Origin of the sequence: Rhodopseudomonas sp. G2_2311 (assembly GCF_047501505.1) — a bacterium.
Lineage (GTDB): Bacteria > Pseudomonadota > Alphaproteobacteria > Rhizobiales > Xanthobacteraceae > Rhodopseudomonas > Rhodopseudomonas palustris_H.
This window is the reverse complement of sequence record NZ_JAZDRK010000004.1, coordinates 379,936-399,744: the sequence shown is the minus strand read 5'-3', so window position 1 is coordinate 399,744 and position 19,809 is coordinate 379,936. Positions and strand designations below refer to the sequence as shown.

18 protein-coding genes are annotated in these 19,809 nt (G+C 66.9%); 13 read left to right on the top strand and 5 right to left on the bottom strand.

The window, feature by feature from the left end; all coding sequences use genetic code 11:
• The first annotated feature begins 184 nt into the window (after positions 1-184).
• The 13 genes from VRZ08_RS09600 to VRZ08_RS09540 are packed head-to-tail and all read left to right on the top strand — an operon-like array spanning position 185 to position 14,499.
• Entirely contained in the window at positions 185-574 is a 390-nt protein-coding gene (locus tag VRZ08_RS09600; protein WP_011159799.1) for an NADH-quinone oxidoreductase subunit A, read from the top strand.
• Positions 571-1,197 carry a NuoB/complex I 20 kDa subunit family protein gene (locus VRZ08_RS09595; protein ID WP_013504135.1) on the top strand — a complete coding sequence of 209 codons (627 nt, stop codon included), beginning with the start codon at positions 571-573 and terminating at the stop codon, positions 1,195-1,197. The genes VRZ08_RS09600 and VRZ08_RS09595 overlap by 4 nt, the downstream gene beginning before the upstream one ends.
• Positions 1,194-2,939 (top strand): NADH-quinone oxidoreductase subunit C/D, encoded by a 1,746-nt coding sequence (gene nuoC, locus VRZ08_RS09590; protein WP_414532395.1) that lies wholly within the window; start codon positions 1,194-1,196, stop codon positions 2,937-2,939. The genes VRZ08_RS09595 and nuoC overlap by 4 nt, the downstream gene beginning before the upstream one ends.
• Entirely contained in the window at positions 2,936-3,424 is a 489-nt protein-coding gene (gene nuoE, locus VRZ08_RS09585; protein ID WP_107345853.1) for an NADH-quinone oxidoreductase subunit NuoE, read from the top strand. Before nuoC ends, nuoE begins: the two co-directional genes overlap by 4 nt.
• The gene (locus VRZ08_RS09580; RefSeq protein ID WP_414532394.1) at positions 3,421-4,707 is read left to right on the top strand and encodes a complex I 51 kDa subunit family protein; all 1,287 of its coding nucleotides are present in this window, start codon (positions 3,421-3,423) and stop codon (positions 4,705-4,707) included. Before nuoE ends, VRZ08_RS09580 begins: the two co-directional genes overlap by 4 nt.
• The gene (gene nuoG, locus VRZ08_RS09575; protein WP_414532393.1) at positions 4,704-7,337 is read left to right on the top strand and encodes an NADH-quinone oxidoreductase subunit NuoG; all 2,634 of its coding nucleotides are present in this window, start codon (positions 4,704-4,706) and stop codon (positions 7,335-7,337) included. Before VRZ08_RS09580 ends, nuoG begins: the two co-directional genes overlap by 4 nt.
• Positions 7,334-8,293: an NADH-quinone oxidoreductase subunit NuoH gene (nuoH, locus tag VRZ08_RS09570; RefSeq protein WP_414532392.1), complete on the top strand. Its 960-nt coding sequence runs from the start codon at positions 7,334-7,336 to the stop codon at positions 8,291-8,293. The genes nuoG and nuoH overlap by 4 nt, the downstream gene beginning before the upstream one ends.
• Entirely contained in the window at positions 8,290-8,811 is a 522-nt protein-coding gene (gene nuoI / locus VRZ08_RS09565) for an NADH-quinone oxidoreductase subunit NuoI (RefSeq protein WP_107356825.1), read from the top strand. The genes nuoH and nuoI overlap by 4 nt, the downstream gene beginning before the upstream one ends.
• Positions 8,808-9,314, top strand: coding sequence for an NADH-quinone oxidoreductase subunit J (locus VRZ08_RS09560; protein ID WP_414532391.1), 507 nt, complete (start codon positions 8,808-8,810; stop codon positions 9,312-9,314). The genes nuoI and VRZ08_RS09560 overlap by 4 nt, the downstream gene beginning before the upstream one ends.
• Complete coding sequence (gene nuoK, locus VRZ08_RS09555; protein ID WP_107356823.1) at positions 9,311-9,619, top strand: NADH-quinone oxidoreductase subunit NuoK; 309 nt, start codon at positions 9,311-9,313, stop codon at positions 9,617-9,619. The genes VRZ08_RS09560 and nuoK overlap by 4 nt, the downstream gene beginning before the upstream one ends.
• Before the next feature lie 2 nt (positions 9,620-9,621).
• Positions 9,622-11,691, top strand: a complete 2,070-nt coding sequence (locus VRZ08_RS09550) for an NADH-quinone oxidoreductase subunit L (protein WP_414532390.1) — start codon at positions 9,622-9,624, stop codon at positions 11,689-11,691.
• The gene (locus VRZ08_RS09545) at positions 11,682-13,124 is read left to right on the top strand and encodes a complex I subunit 4 family protein (protein WP_264074531.1); all 1,443 of its coding nucleotides are present in this window, start codon (positions 11,682-11,684) and stop codon (positions 13,122-13,124) included. Before VRZ08_RS09550 ends, VRZ08_RS09545 begins: the two co-directional genes overlap by 10 nt.
• A 10-nt stretch (positions 13,125-13,134) precedes the next feature.
• Entirely contained in the window at positions 13,135-14,499 is a 1,365-nt protein-coding gene (locus tag VRZ08_RS09540) for an NADH-quinone oxidoreductase subunit N (RefSeq protein ID WP_414532389.1), read from the top strand.
• A gap of 100 nt (positions 14,500-14,599) precedes the next feature.
• Here VRZ08_RS09540 and VRZ08_RS09535 read toward each other — a convergent pair whose 3' ends face one another.
• From VRZ08_RS09535 to fixL, 5 genes are all read right to left on the bottom strand, one after another.
• Positions 14,600-15,907 (bottom strand): O-acetylhomoserine aminocarboxypropyltransferase/cysteine synthase family protein, encoded by a 1,308-nt coding sequence (locus VRZ08_RS09535; RefSeq protein ID WP_264074529.1) that lies wholly within the window; start codon positions 15,905-15,907, stop codon positions 14,600-14,602.
• Between the two features lie 328 nt (positions 15,908-16,235).
• Positions 16,236-16,928: a helix-turn-helix domain-containing protein gene (locus VRZ08_RS09530; protein WP_107356818.1), complete on the bottom strand. Its 693-nt coding sequence runs from the start codon at positions 16,926-16,928 to the stop codon at positions 16,236-16,238.
• A gap of 198 nt (positions 16,929-17,126) precedes the next feature.
• Complete coding sequence (locus VRZ08_RS09525) at positions 17,127-17,519, bottom strand: response regulator (protein ID WP_414532388.1); 393 nt, start codon at positions 17,517-17,519, stop codon at positions 17,127-17,129.
• A gap of 85 nt (positions 17,520-17,604) precedes the next feature.
• Positions 17,605-18,216, bottom strand: a complete 612-nt coding sequence (gene fixJ, locus VRZ08_RS09520; protein ID WP_107345841.1) for a response regulator FixJ — start codon at positions 18,214-18,216, stop codon at positions 17,605-17,607.
• Positions 18,209-19,735, bottom strand: coding sequence for a sensor protein FixL (gene fixL, locus VRZ08_RS09515; protein ID WP_164638858.1), 1,527 nt, complete (start codon positions 19,733-19,735; stop codon positions 18,209-18,211). The genes fixJ and fixL overlap by 8 nt, the downstream gene beginning before the upstream one ends.
• Positions 19,736-19,809 lie beyond the last annotated feature (74 nt).

The window sequence follows — 19,809 nt, the reverse complement described above, 5'->3', positions numbered from 1 at the left end:
CCAAGTACAGGAAATCACAGCGGGATTCTCACGTTGTCGTGGCCGCGGAGTTGATCCGCGTCAACCAGCCTTGACGGGTCGGATGGCATGGTGACGATGCGTTAACAACCCGACTTCTACACCCCACGTCGGATCGTTCGTGATCCGCTCTTCCGCTCTTCCGCTGTTTGTTGGAGCCTTGCCGGTGGGTGATCTGACCCTTCCGATCAATTCGGGCGCCGCACTCGCTATCCACGTCGCCCTGTCGGCCGGGATCGTTGCGGCGATCATCGTGGTCGCGGCCTGGCTGCGCGAGAAGCGCTCCGGTGCGCGGCCCGACGTGCCCTACGAAGGCGGCGTGCTGCCGGCGCAGCCGCAGCAGGGGCCGCTGAACGCGCCGTACTTCCTGATCGCCGCGCTGTTCGTGATCTTCGACATGGAAGCAGCGATCCTGTTCGCCTGGGCGGTCGCCGCGCGCGACGCCGGCTGGCTCGGCCTGATCGAAGCCGCCGTATTCATCGGCGTGCTGCTGCTGGCGCTGGTGTATCTGTGGCTCGACGGAGCGCTCGACTGGGTCAAGGGCAAGCGCCGATGACGATGACGCCGCAACATCCGGGCATGCCGGGCGAACAGCGCTCGGTCGAAGAACATATGGCGCTGTCGAGCCTGTTCACCACGCTCGAAGACCTCACCGCCTGGTCGCGCAAGCACAGCCTGTGGCCGTTCAATTTCGGGCTGTCGTGCTGCTACGTCGAACAGGTCACGGTGCTGACGCCGGTCTACGACCAGGCACGGTTCGGCGCCGAAGTGATACGCGCTTCGCCGCGTCAGGCCGATCTTCTCGTCGTGTCCGGCACCGTGTTTCACAAGATGGCCGCGCCGCTGCTGCGCCTGTACGAACAGATGCGCGCGCCGCGTTGGGTGATTGCGATGGGCGCCTGCGCCTGCTCGGGCGGCATGTACGACATCTATTCGGTGGTGCAGGGCGTCGACCGCTTCATTCCGGTCGACGTCTACATCCCCGGATGTCCGCCGCGGCCGGAAGCTGTGCTCGACGCGCTGATCATGCTGCAGCAGCAGGTCGGCAGCGAACGCCGTCCGCTCGGCGTCACCGTCGGCAACACCGCCGGCCTCGGCTTCGACGCGCCGCGCCGGCGCGACCAGCGCCATGACGAACGCATGGCGCAGACCCTGCTCGATCCGCCGGAGTCATTGTGAGCGCATCCGAACTCGTCACCGAGCTCAGCGCGCGCTTCAAGGATGCGGTGCTGGGCCAGCAAGTTACTGCCGATCGGTTTCCGACCGTCTGGATTCGGCCGGACGCGACGATCGACGTGCATCGCTTCCTGAAGCAGGAGATTGACCGGCCGTTCAGGATGCTGGTCGACCTGTGGGCGATCGACGAGACCGCGCGCAAGCATCGCGAAGGCCTGCCGCCGTCCGGCATCACCATCGCCAGCCATCTGATGTCGCACGAGCGCAATGCCGACATAAGGATCAAGATCGCGCTCGATGCCGAATATCCGCGCGCCAAGTCGATCGGCACGGTGTATCCCAACGCGCCGTGGTACGAGCGCGAAGCCTACGACATGTTCGGCGTCGAGTTCGAAGCTCAGCCGCATTCGCTGCGCATCCTGCTGCCGCCGGGCTGGGAAGGCCACCCGATGCGTAAGACCCAGCCGGGTCGCGCCACCGAACGGCCGCTGTTCAACATGACGGCGTCGCTGTTCGACGCCAAAGAGCACGCGCTCGCCGCCGATCCGGAGAAGTTCGGCCTGCCGACGCATCGCGACGGCGTCGAGCTGATGATCCTGAACTACGGGCCGCATTCGATGGCGACCCACGGCGTTTTCCGAATCGTGCTGGCGCTCGACGGCGAAGAGATCGTCGCGGCGCGGCCCGATATCGGCTTCCATCATCGCGGCGCCGAGAAGATGGCCGAGCGCCAGACTTGGCACAACTTCCTGCCCTACACCGACCGCGTCGATTATCTCGGCGGCGTGATGGGCGAAATGCCCTACCTGCAGGCGGTCGAAAAGGCCTGCGGCATCAAGGTGCCGGACCGTGCGCTGACGGTGCGGATCATGCTGTCGGAAATGTTCCGCATCATGAACCACCTGTTGTTCTACGGCACGATGGCGCAGGACACCGGTGCGATGTCGCCGGTGTTCTACATGTTCACCGACCGTGAGCGTGGCTACCGGGTGATCGAGTCGATCACCGGCGCCCGGATGCATCCCGGCTTCTTCCGCATCGGCGGCCTGTCGATGGATCTGCCGGAGGGTTGGGACCGGCTGGTGCGCGAATTCCTCGACTGGATGCCGTCGCGGCTCGACGACTACGAGGGCATGGTGCTGCGCAACGAGATTTTCCGCGCGCGCACCAAGGGAATTGCGGCCTACGACACCGCGATGGCGCTGGATTGGGGCGTCACCGGTCCGGGCCTGCGGGCGACCGGCTATGCCTGGGACGTGCGCAAGGCGCGGCCCTATGCGGGCTTCGAGAATTTCGACTTCGAAATTCCGGTCGGCCACACCGGCGATTGCTACGACCGCACGGTGGTGCGGGTCGAGGAGATCCGGCAGTCGCTGAAGATCATCCGGCAGTGCGTCGACAACATGCCGTCGGGCCCGATCAAGGCGGATCATCCGCTGACGACGCCGCCGCCGCGCGAGCGGATGCTGCACGACATCGAGACCATGATCCATCACTTCGTCAGCACGAGCTGGGGTCCGGTGCTGCCGCCGGGCGAATACACCGGCCAGGTCGAGACCGTGCGTGGCCTGACGCAGTTCGCGCTGATTTCGGACGGCGAGCCGTCGAGCTATCGCACCCGGATCCGTACGCCGTCGTTCGCGCATCTCCAGATGATTTCCGCGGTGGCGCCCGGCATGATGGTGGCCGATCTCGTCGCCTATCTCGGCAGCATTGACTACGTGATGTCGGACGTCGACCGATGAGCCTCAGTCCCGCCCTCAAGACCGCGATTCAGCACGCTGCCGCCACCCATGGCGGCGCGAAGGCTGCGATGGTGGAAGCGCTGAAGCTGGTGCAGGAAGCCGAAGGCTGGGTGTCCGACGCGCACCTGAAGGAAGCCGCCGACGTGCTCGGCGTCACGCCTGCCGAGATCGACGCGCTGGCGACGTTCTACAGTCAGATCTTCCGCTCGCCGGTCGGCGACACCGTGATCCTGCTCTGTGACGGGCTGAGCTGCTATCTGTGCGGCGGCGATGCGGTGCGCGATGCGGTGATGAGCAAGCTCGGCATCGGCTTCGGCGAAACCACGCCGGACGGCAAGTTCACGCTGATCAACATCTGCTGCGTCGGCGGCTGCGACCGTGCGCCGGTGGCGCTGGTCGGCCCGGAACGTAAGCTGATCGGTCCTCTGACGCCGGACGATCTCGACGCGCTGATCGGCGGCGCTGCGGTGGGAGGCCAGCCATGAGCGACAGGCCGCTCACCGGCCGCGCCCGCGCCGACCGCCAGCCGCATAGCCTTGCCGCGTGGCGGGGGCTTGGCGGCTATGCGGCACTGTCGCTGGCGCTCAAGCGGCACAGCCCGGAAGCGATCATCGCGATGGTCGAGGCCGCGGGCTTGCGCGGCCGCGGCGGCGCCGGCTTTCCGACCGCCAACAAATGGCGCTTCATGCGCACCGGCAGCGACAAGGCCGGTCCAGGCGCTCGCTATCTCTGCGTCAACGGCGACGAGACCGAGCCCGGCTCGTTCAAGGACCGGCTGTTGATGGAGGCGCTGCCGCATCAACTGATCGAGGGCGCGACCATCGCTGCCTATGCGATCGGCGCCACCGAAGTGATCATCCTGGTCCGCGACGAATATCGTGCCGCTGCCACCGCGCTGAGCCGCGCGATCGCCGAGGCCGAAGCCGCCGGGTTGCTCGGCCGCGACATTCTCGGCTCCGGCTTCGACCTGACGATGCGGGTGCACTCTTCCGCGGGCCGCTACATTGTCGGCGAAGAGACCGCACTGATCGCGGCGATCGAGGGCGAGCGTCCGGTGCCGCGGCATCGGCCGCCTTATCCGGCGGTCAGCGGCCTGTGGGGCCGGCCGACCACGGTCAACAACGTCGAGACACTGTCGTCGGTGCCGTCGATCATCGAGAACGGCGCCGACTGGTATCGGTCGCTGTCGTTCACCGACGAAGGCGGCACCAAGCTGTACGGCGTCTCCGGCTGCGTCGAGCGTCCGCAACTGATCGAAGCGCCGATGGGCTCGACCGCGCGTGAGCTGCTGCACCGCGCCGGCGGCATTCGCGGCGGCCGCGCGTTGCTGGCATTCCAGCCCGGCGGCGGCGCCACCGCGTTCTTCGAGAAGGCTGAACTCGACGTGCCGCTCGATTTCACCAGTACCAAAAAGGCCGGCAGTTCGCTCGGCACCGGCGCGCTGATTGTGCTCGACGACCGCGCCTGTCCGGTGGCGGCGATCGGGCGCCATATGCGGTTCTACGCGCGCGAGAGCTGCGGGCTGTGCACGCCGTGCCGCGACGGTCTGCCGTGGGTATCGAAGCTGCTCGATACGCTCGAAGCCGGCAAGGGCACACGCGCCGACATCGACCTGCTGCACCAGCACGTCGCGCTGTCGGGCCCGTCAGGCCGCAGCTACTGTGACCTCAACACCGGCGCGCTGACGCCGCTCCGCAGCGGTCTCGAGCGCTTCGGCGACATCTTCACGGCCCACCTCCAGGGCTTCTGTCCGGTGGGCCGCGCATGACCAAGAAGAAGATCGAGATCGACGGCCGCGTCATCGAAGCCAAGGACGGCGAGGATTTGCTGTCGGCGTGCCTGACGCACGGCATCGACGTGCCGTATTTCTGCTGGCACGGCGCGCTCGGCTCGGTCGGCGCCTGCCGGCAATGCGCCGTGAAGGTCTATGACGGCCCGGACGACAAGGAAGGCCGCATCGTCATGAGTTGCATGACGCCGGTTGCCGATGTCGAGCGGGTCTCGGTGTCCGATCCGGAAGCGGTGGCGTTCCGCGCCCAGGTGATCGAATGGCTGATGGTCAACCATCCGCACGATTGCCCGGTGTGCGAGGAGGCCGGCTCCTGCCATCTGCAGGACATGACGATCGCCGCCGGCCACATCGATCGCCGCTACAAATTCACCAAGCGCACCCATCGCAATCAGGATCTCGGGCCGCTGGTGACGCACGAGATGAACCGCTGCATCGCCTGCTATCGCTGCACCCGGTTCTATCGCGACTATGCGGGCGGCCGCGATCTCGACGCGTTCGGCGCCCACGATAACGTGTATTTCGGACGGGCCGAGGACGGCCCGCTGGAAAGCCCGTTCGCCGGCAACCTCGCCGAAGTGTGTCCGACCGGCGTGTTCAACGACAAGGGCTGGTCGCGCGATTATTCGCGCAAATGGGACATGCGGGCGACGCCGTCGATCTGCCCGCATTGCTCGCTCGGTTGCAACATCCTGGTCGACCAGCGCGACGGCCGGGTGAAGCGGGTGCAGAACCGCTACCATGGCGCGCTGAATGGTTATTTCATCTGCGATCGCGGTCGCTACGGTCCGCTGCACGTCGTCTCCGAGCATCGGCTGCGGCAGCCGCTGATGGGCGGCGCGCCTGCCAGCGAGCACGACGCGGCCTCGGCAGCCCATGCCATTGTGGCCGAAGGCGCGATCGGGATCGGCTCGCCGCGCGCTTCGCTGGAAGCCAACTACGCGCTCCAGCGTTTGGTCGGGCCGGAGCGGTTCTTCGCCGGCGTGTCCGATGTCGAAGCCGGCCTGGTGCGGCGTATCGTCGAGATTTTGCGGGCTGGGCCTGCCAAGATCGCGTCGCTGCACGAGGTCGAGCACGCCGATGCCGTGCTGGTACTCGGCGAAAACCTCACCGGCACCGCGCCGCGGCTGGCCTTGGCGTTGCGGCAGACAGCACGGGGCGCTGAGCGCGATCTTGCCGCGCAGAAGGGCGTGCACGCCTTCCTCGATCCGGCGGTGCGCACCGCCGGTGAAGGGCGCCGCTCGCCGATCGTGCTGGCGACGCCGCTGCCCGATGCGCTCAACGATCTCGCCGTGCTGTCGCTGCGGCTCGATCCGCAAGGCGTCGCCGCATTCGGCGGCAGCGTTGCGTCTGCGCTCGGCGCAGGTGGCGTCGAGGAGGTCGAGGAGCATTCCGAAGCGGCGCGGGTTGCCGAAATTCTGGCGAACGCCGAACGGCCGCTGATCGTCGCCGGCTGTGCGTTGATGTCGCCCGAGATCATCGAAGCCGCGGCGCGCATTGTCGCGGCGCTCGGCGCCAAGGCGCGGATCGTGCTGCTGGCGCCGGAAGCCAACAGCATCGGGCTCGCGCTGCTCGGCGGCGACGGGCTCGACAGCGCTGCCGCTTTGCTCCAACGCGGCGGTGCCAAGACCGCGATCGTGCTCGAGAACGATCTGTTCGACCGTGCCCCCCGCGCCAGTGTCGAGCGGCTGTTTGCCGCCGCCAAGGGGGTGGTCGCGCTGGACTCGATGGCCAATGAGACCACGGCACGTGCCGCGGTCGCCCTGCCGGTGGCGCCGTTCACCGAGGCGACTGGCACCTTCGTCAATTATGAAGGCCGCGCACAACGCTTCTTCGCCGCGGTCGCGCCGCAGGAGTCCGCACCGGCAAGCTGGCGCCGGCTCGATGCGTTCGGTGCCGGCGACTGGCACGGGCTCGACGCGCTGATCGGCGACCTGATCGTCGAACGTCCCGACCTTGTGGCGGTAGCCGACGCTGCGCCGGGCGAAGACTTCGGGATGCCCGACGGCAAGGTCACCCGCGCGCCGCGGCCTTACACCGGCCGGACGGCCGACGATCGCGCCGGGCAGTTTGCCGATGCGGTGATCCCGGTCGATCAGGATGGGCCGCTGACGTTCGGCATCAAGGGCGCGCGTGGCACCGCGGTGCCGACGCCGCTGATCACCAGCTACAAGACCTCCGGCCTGCATTCGGCCAACAACGTCACGCGCTTTTTGGAAGAAGTCGGCGGTCCGCTGCGCGGCGGCGATCCCGGCACCTTGCTGATCAAGCCGGGCGAAGCGTCGCTGCCGGATGCCGTGCTGCAGCCGATCGAGGCCGGCGAAGGGCTGTGGCTGATCCCGCTGCACGACGCCTTCACCGGCGGCGAGTTGAGCCGTGCCAGCGCGCTACTTGCTGCGCGCCGGCCGGCGCCACGATTGCTGCTGCATCCTGATGATGCGGCGCTGCACGGTTTCCGTGACGGCACAGCGGTGCAGGTCGACGGCAATCCCTGCGCGCCGGTGGTGACGCTGGATGAGTCGGTACCGCGCGGCACCGTGGTGATCAGCGCCGGCTCGTGCCAGCCGCGTGGCCCGCTGCGCCGGGTCAAGGTGGAGGCGGCGCCATGATCGGGATGATCATCACCGCCACGATTTCGGTCGCGCTGATCATGGTGCTGCTGGTGCTCGCCGGTACCTTCACCTGGGTGGAGCGGCGGCTGCTCGGCTTCGTGCAGGAGCGCTACGGGCCGAACCGCGTCGGCCCGTTCGGGGCCCTGCAATGGGTCGCCGACACGGTGAAGATCCTCACCAAGGAAGATCGGCCGCCGCCGGGCGCCGACAAGCTGCTCTACATCCTGGCGCCGGCCGTCGCCGCGACGCCGGTGCTCGCCGGCTTCGGCGTGGTGGCGATCGGTGACGGCTGGGCGCTGTCCTCGGTCGATGTCGGACTGCTGTTTCTGCTCGGCATGCTGGGGCTTACGGCTTATGCCGCCGTGCTCGGCGCCTGGGCGTCGAACAACCGGTTCTCGCTGCTCGGCGGCATGCGTGCAGCGGCGCAGATGCTGGCCTATGAGGTGTTCCTCGGCCTTTCGCTGATGGGCGTGGTGATGATCGCCGGTTCGTTCTCGATGGCCGAGATCGTCGAGGCGCAGCGCAGCGTCTGGTTCGTGGTGGTGCAGCCACTCGGGGCGGTGCTGTTCACCATCGCCGGCGTTGCGGCTGCGCACCGGCTGCCGTTCGACCTGCCGGAATCCGAGAACGATCTGATCGCCGGGTTCATCACCGAATATACCGGCATGTCGTTCGGCCTGTTCTTCCTCGGCGAATATCTCGCGGTGCTGCTGGTGTCGGCGCTGGCGGTGACGCTGTTCTTCGGCGGCTGGCTCGGGCCGTGGCTGCCCGGCCCGGTCTGGTTCGGGCTCAAGACCGCGGTGATCGCGGTCGCGTTCGTCTGGATCCGCGCCACGCTGCCGCGGCCGCGCTACGACCAGCTCCTGAGCTTCGCCTGGAAGGTGGCGCTGCCGCTGTCGCTGCTCAATCTGATGCTGACTGGCATCGTCGTCGTGGCGAGGAGCGCGTCATGATCGGATTCGGATGGCTGGAAGCGCTGCTGCGGGTCGGCCGCAAGCTGTTCGTCAAACCGGAGACGCAGCTCTATCCGGAACAGAAGCCGAAGCTGTATCCGCGCGCCCGCGGCCGCATCGTGCTGACCCGCGATCCGGACGGCCAGGAGCGCTGCGTCGCCTGCAATCTGTGCGCGACGGTCTGCCCGGTCGGCTGCATCGATCTTTCCAAGGCGGTGGCCGACGACGGCCGCTGGTATCCGGAACACTTCCGCGTCAACTTCGCGCGCTGCATCTTCTGCGGCTTCTGCGAGGACGCTTGTCCGACCGCGGCGATCCAGCTGACGCCGGACTATGAATTGTCGGAATGGCGCCGCGACGCGCTGGTGTACGAGAAGCACGATCTTCTGATTTCCGGCGAAGGCAAGGTACGCGGCTATCGCTACTGGTCGGTCGCTGGCAAGGCGATCCCTGGTAAGGACAAGGGCGAGGCCGAACACGAGGCGCCGCCGGTGAACCTGAAGGGGCTGCTGCCATGAGTTCGCTGCTTGCGATCTATGCGGGCGCCTTCGCGCTGATCTCGGCGGCGCTGTCGGTGACGCGACCGAACGCGGTACACTCGCTGCTGTATTTAGTAGTGACGCTGCTGGCGCTGGCGGTGTGCTTCTTCGCGCTCGGCGCCGCATTCGCGGCCGTGCTGCTGATCATGATCTATGCCGGCGCCATCGTGGTGCTGTTCGTATTTGTGGTGATGACGCTGCCGATCTCGCCGGAGGCGATCACCCGCGAACGCGCGCTGTTGCGCCGCGCCTGGCCATTGCCGGTGTTGATGTCGGTGCTGATCGTCGCGCCCTTCGTGTTCGGCGAGTTCGGCCTGAAGGCCACCGGCCAGCCGGCGCCGGTGTCGGCCCAGGAGGTCGGCAAGCTGCTGTTCGGGCCGTGGGCGCTGGCGGTCGAACTCGCGTCACTGTTGTTGCTCGCCGGTCTGATCGGCGTCCGCCACATCGGTCGCAGCGACCGCAGCCCGAGGAGCGGATCATGACCGGCTCCGACCTGATCGGCATCATGATCCTGGCCGCCGGTCTGTTCGCGATCGGCGTGTTTGGCGTGCTGGCGCGCCGCGGCATGCTGTTTCAGCTCGTCGCGCTGGAAGTTGCGCTCAGCGGCCCGGCGCTCGGCTTCATCGCCGCCGGCGCCTATCACGCCGATCCGGAAGGGCAGGGGATGTTCATCCTGGTGCTGACGCTCGCCGCCGCCGAAGTCGCGGTCGGGCTGGCGCTGTTCCTGCGTCTGCGCCGGCTCACCGGCACCGACGACAGCGATGCCATCAGCGGACTGAAGGGCTGAGCATGGCGCATCTGCTTCCCTTCGTCCCGGTCCCGGCGCTGCTCGGCTTCGTGATTTTGTCGCTGATCCCGGTGCCGCTGTCGCGCGCCGCGGTGATCACGCTCGGCGTCGGCGCCGCGGTGCTGCCGGCGATCCTGTTCTTCCCGGTCGGGCTGTCCTGCATCGAAGGCGTCTGCGTCGCCGGCGCGGTGGTGCCGATCCTGTCGATCGACACCGGCGTATTCGTCGCGCAGATCGCGATGTCGATGGATCCGCTCAGCATGGTCACTGGCGGCACCGTCGTGCTGGTCGGCGCATTGGTGCTGATCTATTCGGGCGCCTACATGGCGTCCGAGCCGCTGCCGGATTTGCGCCGGTTCTTCGCGGTGATGAACCTGTTCCTCGCCGGGATGCTGGCGGTGGTGTTCGCCGCCGACGTCATCCTGCTGTTCCTGGGCTGGGAAACCATCGGCCTGTGCAGTTTCATGCTGATCGCGTTCTACGACAAGCTGCCGAAGGCGGTGGCGTCGGGTCGCAAGGCGCTGATCACCACCCGCGTCGCCGACAGCTTCCTGCTCGCCGGCCTGATGATGCTTTTCTTGAATGCCGGCACCACGCGGCTCGACGGCATGCTGGCCGCGGTGCCGGGAATTGATCCATGGCGGCTGGCTCCGATCGCCGGGCTGATCGCGCTCGGCGCGCTCGGCAAGTCGGCGCAGTTTCCGTTCCACACCTGGCTGCCGAGCGCGATGGCGGGCCCGACGCCGGTGTCGGCGCTGCTGCACTCCGCCACCATGGTGGCGGCCGGCGTGATCCTGCTGGCGCGGCTGGCGCCGCTGTTCGCCGCCGCGCCGGAAATCTCCGCCATGGTGGCGATGCTCGGCATCCTCACCGCGGCGCTCGGCGCGCTGGTCGCGCTGATTCAGACCGACGTCAAGAAGCTGCTGGCGTTCTCGACCATGAGCCAGATCGGCTTCATGGTGCTGGCGCTCGGGCTCGGTGCGCCCGCGGTCGCGCTGTCGCACTTCGCTATCCACGCGGTGTTCAAGTCGCTGCTGTTCCTCAGCGCCGGCGTGATGAGCCACGCCGCCGGCGGTTCGACCGCGATCGAGGCGCTGCGCGGCTCGCGCTATCGCCAGCCGCTGGCGTTCTGGAGCTTCGCGGTCGGCGCCGCCTCGCTCGCCGGCCTGCCGGTGATCACCGCCGGCTGGTACTCGAAGGAAGCCGTGCTCGCCGCGGTGTGGAGCAGCGGACCGTGGGGCGTCCCATTGTGGCTGCTGGCCGCGACCGCTGCGGTTCTGACCGGCGCTTACGCATTCCGCGTGGTGTTCGTCGCCGTCAGCCAGACCGCCGATCTCGCAGCTCCCGCTTGGGGCGGTCTCGCCGTGGTGGTGCCGCTGACGGTGCTGACGCTGGTGGCGGTGATCGGTGGCCTGTCGGTCGGCGCGCTGATTCAGTTCACCGGCGGCACGCCGGTACATACGCCGTTGCTGCCGACCCTGCTCGGCGCCGCCGCGCCGATCCTCGGCGTGCTGCTGGCGCGGCAATTGGTCAAGCACCCGCAGGAGCTCGAGGCGCTGGCGAAGCGGATGCGCCACGTCCGCATCTTCCGGTTCGAGGTGCTGTACTACTATTACTTCGTCCGGCGCTTCCGCCGCGTCGCAACCGTGCTCGGCAATGCCGAAGGCACCGAGGCGGTGGCCGACGCCGTCGCGCTGCGCCGTGAGGGCGTTGACGTGCCCGGACTCGTCACCGACGATCCGCTCGGCCGCGGCGCCAGCCAGGTTCGCGGTATCCGCACCGACCTGATTACGCGCGCCACCGATGGTCAGACCCCGGTGGTGCGGATGGTGGCCGGCGATCCGGTCGGCCGATTGCTGATCGTCGTGGCCCGGCTGTTCGTCGGGTTCTTCGTGGCGCGCTTCAATCCGGACCGGATCGATCGCGCCTGGATGGGCCTGGCCGGCGGTGCCGGCCACGCCTGGGCGCTGGTGCGGCGGACGCAAACCGGCCGCGTCCGTGATCACTCGCTGTGGATCGCGCTCGGTTGCGCGGGACTTCTATTGTTTGCCTGGGGGACGTCATGGCGTTGATTGCGCTCATCCTGCTGCCTGCGATCGGCGGCCTCGTCGCATTCTTCGTCGCCGGCAAGGGCGAGCGCGAGCGTTGGGTCACGATCGCGACCTTCGCGCTGATGCTGGTGCTGTTGGTCGGTGTCGTTGCCACCGGAGCCGATGGGCGCTGGTACGACAAGGTGTCGTATCCGTGGGTGCCGTCGTTCGGCATCTCGCTGGAATTCGCGATCGACGGTCTGTCGGCGACGATGATCGCGCTCGCCGCTGGGCTCGGCATCATCTCGGTGATGGCGTCTTGGAGCGAGATCCGCACCCAATCCGGGCTGTTTCACGCCAGCCTGTGCTGGACCGTGGCGGCGACCGTCGGCGTGTTCCTGTCGTTCGACCTGCTGATCTTCGCGTTCTTCTGGGAAGCGATGCTGGTGCCGGCGTTCACGCTGATCGCGGTGTGGGGCCATGGCGACAAGGAAGGCGCCGCGCTGAAATTCCTGATCTTCAACGCGGCTGCCGGTTTCGGTCTGCTGGCGGCATCGTTCGCGCTGGCGGCGATGGCCGATCACATGACGTTCAGCGCCTTCGAACTCGCCGAGATGAAGCTCTCGACGCCGGTTCAGGTGTGGATGCTGCTCGGCTTCTCGCTGGCCTTCATGGTCAAGCTGTCGGTGCCGCCGTTCCACGCCTGGCTGCCGGAGGCGCACACGCTGGCGCCGACCGCGGGCTCGATCCTGCTCGCCGGCCTGTTGCTGAAGACCGGCGCCTACGGGCTGTTCCGGTTCGCCCCGATGCTGTTTCCGGACGGTCTCGCCGCGGTGGCGCCTTACGGCATCGCGCTCGGCGCAGCCGGTGCGCTGTATGGCGGCCTCGTCGCCTGCGGCCAGAACGATGCCAAGCGGCTGGTCGCCTATACGTCGATCGCCCACATGTCGATCGTGCTGATGGGCATCGCGGCCGGCGTGCACTACGCGCTCGCCGGCGCCGCGGTCGAGATGATCGCGCACTCGTTCTCGGCCTCAGCGCTGTTCCTGCTGATCGGCGCGCTGTACGAGCGCACCCATACGCGCGACTTGCGCCAGCTCGGCGGCCTGCAGCAGACCGCGCCGAAATTCGCCGCGGCGTTCGCGCTGTTCTGTTCGGCGCTGCTGGCGCTGCCCGGCACCGCCAACTTCGTCGGCGAGGCGCTGGTGATCGTCGGCATCTTCCAGGTCAATTGGGTGTTCGCGCTGCTGGCGCTGTCCACCCTGATCGTCTCGGTGATCTACGCGACGCGGCTGCTGAAGGGGCTGGTGTTCGGCCTGCCGCAGCCCAAGCCGCCGCTCGCCGACATGACCTGGCGGGAGTATTGGCCGATCCTGGTGATGGGCATCGGCACCCTGATCGTCGGCCTTTATCCGCAGAGCCTGCTGGCGCTGCTCGAGCCGGCCATCAAGGCCGCGCTGATCCACACGCCGTGATCGCCGCGCCATGACCGCAGCCCAATTCGCCGCGCTCTCGCCACTCGTGGTGCTGGCCATCGCCGCCGTCGCGGCGATGATGCTGGTGCCGCTGGCGCGGCTGCAAATCGTGCAGGCCTCCGCTGCGGTCGGGCTGGCCCTGGCCGCCGCGCTGGTGCTGCTGCGGATCGGCGCACCCGCTGCGCCGATGGGGGCGCTGTTCACCGACGACGGGCCGGCGCGGTTCGGCATCGTGTTTGCGTGCCTGGTGTCGCTCGGCGCGCTGGTGTTCTTGCGCACCGGCCACCCTGCCAAGGAGGCGCCGTCGCTCTTGGTGCTGGTGGCGATCGGCGCCGCGACATTGGCCGGCGCCGGCCACGCTGCGACGCTGTTTCTCGGCATCGAAATCCTCAGCCTGTCGCTGATCGCCTTGTTCGCGTTTCGGCTGACCCGGCAGGGGCTGGAGGCCGCCTACAAGTTTCTGGTGATGAGCGGGCTGGCGTCTTCGGCGCTGCTGCTCGGCATCGCGCTGATCTTCGCCGAAACCGGTGCGATCGATTTCGCCGGCTGGGGCGGCCGCGGCGCGCTCACCGCGTTCGGCACCGCGCTGCTGCTCGCCGGCCTCGCCTTCAAGTTCTCGTTAGTGCCGTTCCACATGTGGACGCCGGATGCGTTCGAAGCTGCCCCCGCCAGCGCCGCGACGCTGGCCGGTGTGGTGTCGAAATCGGCCGTCGCGATCGTGATCCTGCGACTCGCGCTCACCGCGCATCTGCCGGAGCCGGTGTGGAGCCAAGGGCTCGCCGCGCTTGGCGGCGCCTCGGTGCTGATCGGCAATCTGCTGGCGCTGCGGCAGCCGCAGCTGCCGCGGATGCTCGGCTATTCGACGATCGCGCATTCCGGCTACATCGCGCTGATCATCGCCTCCGGCACACCGCATGCCGGCGAGGCGGTGCTGTTCTATCTGGCGATCTACGCGCCGGCGATGCTCGGCGCGCTGTGCGTCTCCGCCGCGCTCGGCCGTGCGCCGACGCTGCCCGATCTGCACGGGCTGATGAAGCGGCGCCCGTTGGAAGCGGTCGCGTTGTCGCTGTCGCTGTTGTCGCTTGCCGGCCTACCGGCAGCCGGTGGCTTCATCGCCAAGTTGTTCCTGCTGCGGGTCCTGATCGACGGCAGCCTGTGGGTGCTGGTCGGGATCGTGGTCGCCGGCTCGTCGCTCGGCTTTTTCTACTATGCGAAGTTTTTCACCGCGCCGTTCGTCGGCCACACCCACGACGAGTCCGAGCCGCTGCCGCAGCTCGATCGCGGCCTGTTGATCGTCTGCATCGCGCTGATCATCATCTTCGGCGTCGCCCCGGCCGGGCTGATGAACGTCGTCATCGCGACGATGGCGCCGTAGGGTGGGTTAGCGCGGAGCGCGTAACCCACCGATCTACGTTTCGTCGAAAGCTGGTGGGTCACGGCGCGAGTGCGCCTAACCCACCCTACAGCTTTGTGCGTTACGCCGCGTTCGCCAGGCGTCCCGCGGCGAGGCCGCGGTCGAGGTCGGCGAGGATGTCGTCGATGTGCTCGAGGCCGATCGACAGCCGCACATAGCCGTCCGACACGCCGGTCGCGAGCTGCTCTTCGGTCGAGAGCTGCGAGTGAGTGGTCGAGGCCGGATGGATCGCAAGGCTGCGGGCGTCGCCGATATTGGCGACGTGATAGAGCAGTTCGAGCGCGTCGATGAACTTGCGTCCGGCCTCGCGCCCGCCGGCGAGTTCGAAGCCGACCAGACCGCCGAACTTGCCCTGGAGATACTTCTCGGCGCGCTCGCGGGCGACGCCGCTCTGCTTCGACGGATGGATCACCTTCACGACTTCGGGGCGCTTCTCCAGATAATCGGCGACCTTCTGGGCGTTCTGGACGTGACGCTCGATCCGCAGCGGCAGCGTTTCCAGACCCTGAATGATCTGGAAGGCGTTGAACGGCGACAGCGCCGAGCCGAGGTCACGCAGCAGCGTGGTGCGGGCCTTGATGATGTAGGCGACGGGACCGATCGGCTTCACTGCCTCGACCCAGACCGCGCCGTGGTAGCTCGGGTCCGGTGTGTTCAGCGCTGGCTGGCGTTGCGGGAATTGTTCCCACGGGAAGTTGCCGCCGTCGACGATCAGGCCGCCGATCGAGGTGCCGTGGCCGCCGAGATATTTGGTCGCCGAATACACCACGATCGCGGCGCCGTGCTCGAGCGGCTTCACCAGCAGCGGCGCTGCGGTGTTGTCGACGATCAGCGGGATGCCGTGCTTGCGGCCGATCGCGGCCACTTCCTCGATCGGAAACACCGCCAGCTTCGGGTTCGGCAGCGTCTCGGCATAGTAGGCGCGGGTGCGCTCGTCGGTGGCGCGCTCGAATGCCTGCGGGTCGGACGGATCGACGAAGCGGACTTCGATGCCCTGGTCCTTCAGGGTGTTGGCGAACAGGTTCCAGGTGCCGCCATACAGGTCGGTCGACGACACCACGTTGTCGCCGACGCGGGCGAGGTTCTGTAGCGCAAAGGCCGACGCGGCCTGGCCGGACGCCACCGCGAGCGCGGCGACCCCGCCTTCAAGAGCCGCGACGCGCTGCTCCAGCACATCGGTCGTCGGATTGCCGATCCGGGTGTAGATGTTGCCGAGCTCCTTCAGCGCGAACAGGTTCGCCGCATGCTCGGTGTTGTGAAACTGGTACGAGGTGGTCTGGAACAGCGGCACAGCGACCGAGCCGGTTGCTGGATCGGCGCGCCAGCCAGCATGCAGGGCGAGGGTTTCGGGGTGGAGCTTCTGGGTCATGGCGACATCCTTCCGGCAATGAAATTCGGGCTGTAAACCGCGCGCTCATGACGGCAACGCAGGTCCGCGGGCCGTCATCAGGACGCCCTAGGGGGCCCAAGTCAATCAATGGGCAGAAATAAAAATCTCCGTCTCGGCAGTATGGCCATGGCGGTGCGTTCATTCCTCGCCGATTGCGGGAAGAAAGAGAAAAATTTTCCCAATCCTGCAATTCGGAAGCCCCGCGCGGGAACGGCCCGGCGCAAACAGAAAAGGCCACCATTGCTGGTGGCCTGTCTGTCCGATCCGATGAAAGAGATGTTCCGGCGGGGATACCGCCGAGGTGGGCTTAGGCGTCGAGATTGCGAAGCTGGGCGCGGTTGCGCAGTTCGATCTGGCGGGCGCCGGAGAAGCCCAGGATACCCTTGCTCTGCAGCTGCGACAGCGCGCGGGAGACGGTTTCAAGGGTGAGGCCGAGATAGTCGCCGATGTCGCGGCGGCACATCGGCAGTGCCATCATGCCGGCGACGGCGAGGCGGCGGTCCATTTCCAGCAGGAAGTTGGCGACCCGCTCCATCGCATTCTTGCGGCCGAGCAGCAGCATGTGGTCTTCGGCGTGGCGCAGCTCACCGGCGGTCATCGACCACAGGCCGCGGGCAATGTTGATGTCGGTGGCGGCGGCCTGTTCGAGGCTGCGGCGCTTGATCAGGCGAACGGTGGTGTCGACGATCGCTTCGGCGGTGAGGCGGTGGGTCGGTCCCGACTCCAGCCCGAACACGTCGCCCGGAAGATAGAAGGCGCCGATCTGGCGGCGGCCGTCGGACAGCAGCTTGTAGCTGCGCACGGCACCGGATACCACCTGATAGACATATTCGGACGGCTCGTCCTCGCCGTAGATTTCCTCTTCCTTCTTATAGGTGAATTCGGAGGCGATCAGACCGGCGTGACCGGTGGTCGCGAAGAACTGCTCTGCCGGAGAACACGAAGAGGGATCGATGGGCGCGTGGGCGGTGGCGGGCGTCCTGAGCGACTGGTTCAGCATCTGGCCATCTCCTTTGATCGGATGGCCAGGGTTGTACGGAAGAATCCGAGGACGAGGTATTTCGCTCCATATCTTAAGTGGGTTCCCCTAAGTAGGTTTACGGAGGCTGGGGGCGTGCGCCCCCGTTCGCTTCCGTGGGGAAAACTGAAGTCTTAACAGGATCTTAAGATAAAGAGCGAAGGAACCGGCGCGGCCCGCTTAGGCTGCGGCGCCGCTCTCTTCGAGAGCGGCCCGGATATGCCAAACCAGGCTCTCTTCGAGGTGGGGTTTCACCACCACGTGCTGCACGCCGACGACGCTTGCGCGGCTGGAAATCGTCTCGTCCGGATAGCCGGTGATCATCACGATCGGGGCGCGCACCTTGCGCTCGCGCAGCCCGCGGGCGAGGTCGATGCCGTTCATGCCGGGCATCTTGTAGTCGATCACGATGCAGTCGACCGGGCCTTGGTCGATGGCGTCGAGTAGCGCCGGCCCGCTCCGGAACGTGCGCACCGCGAAGCCATCAGTTTCCAGCAGGAAACGCAGCGATCCGAGCACGCCCTGATCGTCGTCCACAACGTAAACGATGGTTTTTGCGGATGCGTTCGGCATTACCAAACCTCACGCACCAATGAGCGCTGCGAAAACTGTCATACTGGTAGCATACGGGCTACCAACGAAGCCGGATTGATCTGTCTCAATCCTTGATAACGCCACCGCGCATCGCCATCCGCACGAGTTCCGACAGGCTCGAGGCTTGCATCTTGGTCATCACGTTGGCGCGATAAACCTCGATAGTACGCGGACTGATGTCGAATTCGCGCGCAATCACCTTGTTGGACATGCCGGCAATCAGGCCGTCCATCACCTGGCGTTCACGCGGGCTGAGCGACTGGATCCGTGCCGCAATATCCTGCGCCACAGCTTCGCTCTTGGCGCCTTCCTGGGCCTGTTTCAGCGCCGTTTCGATCAGTCCGATCAGGCGGTCGTCGTCGAACGGTTTTTCAATGAAGTCGGAGGCGCCGAGCTTCATTGCCTCGACCGCCAGCGGCACGTCGCCGTGGCCGGTCATGATCAGCACCGGCAGCTTGCTGCCAGCCGCTTTCTGGCGCTTCAACAGGTCGAGACCATCGATCCCCGGCATCCGGACGTCGGACAGGATGCAGCCGAATTCCACGTCCGGCAGGTCGAGAAATGCCTGCGCGGATTCGTACAGTCGGACCTCGTAGCCGGCCGAGCTCAGCAGGAAGTCGATCGATTCCCGCATCGCCAGGTCGTCGTCGATCACATGCACGGTTCCCTTAGGCATCAGTCAAATCCCCGACGGGCGCCAGCGGCAGCGTGAAGCGGAACGTCGCGCCGCCGGCGCTGTTCGTTTCCGCCCACATCCGGCCGCCATGAGCCTCGATGATCGAACGGCTGATCGAAAGTCCGACCCCCATTCCGGTTTCCTTGGTGGTGAAGAACGTCTGAAACAGCTTGGCTTTGACCTGCTCCGGCAGACCGCTGCCGGTGTCCGAGACGGTGACCTCGACCATGTCGTCCGCCACGCGCGCATTGCCGGCGGACAACTCCTTCTTATCGGAATTGGCCATCGCTTCCAGCGCATTGCGGAACAGATTGACCAGAACCTGCTGGATCTGCACCCGATCAACCAGCACTAGGTCATGGGCCGGGTCGAGATTGAAGCGCAGCACGACCCCTTGTTCCCGGGCGCCGGTGAGTCCGAGCGCGCCTGCCTCCTCGATCAGCTTGGCGAGGCTCTCGACCCGTTTTTCGGATTCGCCGCGCGCGACGAAATCCCGCAGCCGGCGGATGATCTGGCCGGCGCGCAGCGCCTGCTCGGCGGCGCGTTCCATCGCGCTTTCGATCTTGACCGTGTTCGGATCGGTGCTGCCGGCGAGCAGCCGGCGCGAGCCCTTCATGTAGTTGCTGATCGCCGACAGCGGTTGGTTCAGTTCGTGCGCCAGCGCCGAGGCCATTTCGCCCATCGCGGTCAGCCGCGAGACGTGCACCAGTTCGGCCTGCAATTCGTGCAGCCGCGCCTGGGTCTGCTGATACTCGGTGAGGTCGCGGATGAAGCCGGTGAAGTAGCGCTCGCCGCCGGATTCCATCTCGCCGATCGACAGATGGATCGGGAAGGTGCTGCCGTCCTTGCGGCGGCCGGTGACGATGCGGCCGATACCGATGATGTGGCGTTCGCCGGTGTTGTTATAGCGGTCGATGTAGTTGTCGTGACGGGTGGCGTCGGGGCGCGGCATCAGCACGCTGATGTTCTGGCCGATCGCTTCGCGCTCGGACATGCCGAACATCCGCTCCGCCGCGCGGGAGAAGAACCGCATGATGCCGCGGCCGTCGATCAGGATCATCGCGTCCGGCACGGTGTCGAGGATCGAGCGAAGCTGGCCTTGCTGCAGCCGCAGCTCCTGCTCGAGCACCTTCTGCTGATCGATGTCGAGCACTATGCCGCAAAGATAAGAGGCGCCGTCCTCGTGCACGACGCCGCCGCGGGCGCGCAGCCAATGGCCGGGGCGGTCTTTCTCCGCCACCCGGTACATCACGTCGATCTTGTCGCCGTGCTCGATCGATTGCTGCAGTGCGAGGGCGATTTGCTCCCGATCGTCCGGATCGACCAGGGAGATGAAGGTGTCGTAGGTGAGGGGAGCGTCGGCCGGCACGCCCAACAGCTTCCGCGCGGTGGCCGAACACGCCAATTCCTGGGTGGCGAGATTGAGCTCCCAGGTGCCGACGCCGTACCCGTCGATGCCCTGCTGCAAACGGCGATCGCGCGCAAGGAGTTCGGTCGACGGTGGGGCTGGTTCGGTCACGCGACGCCTGAAATGCTCTCTTTGCCGCTCTTAACACAACGGCATTCCGATCCGCAACACGGCGCGCGGACGCG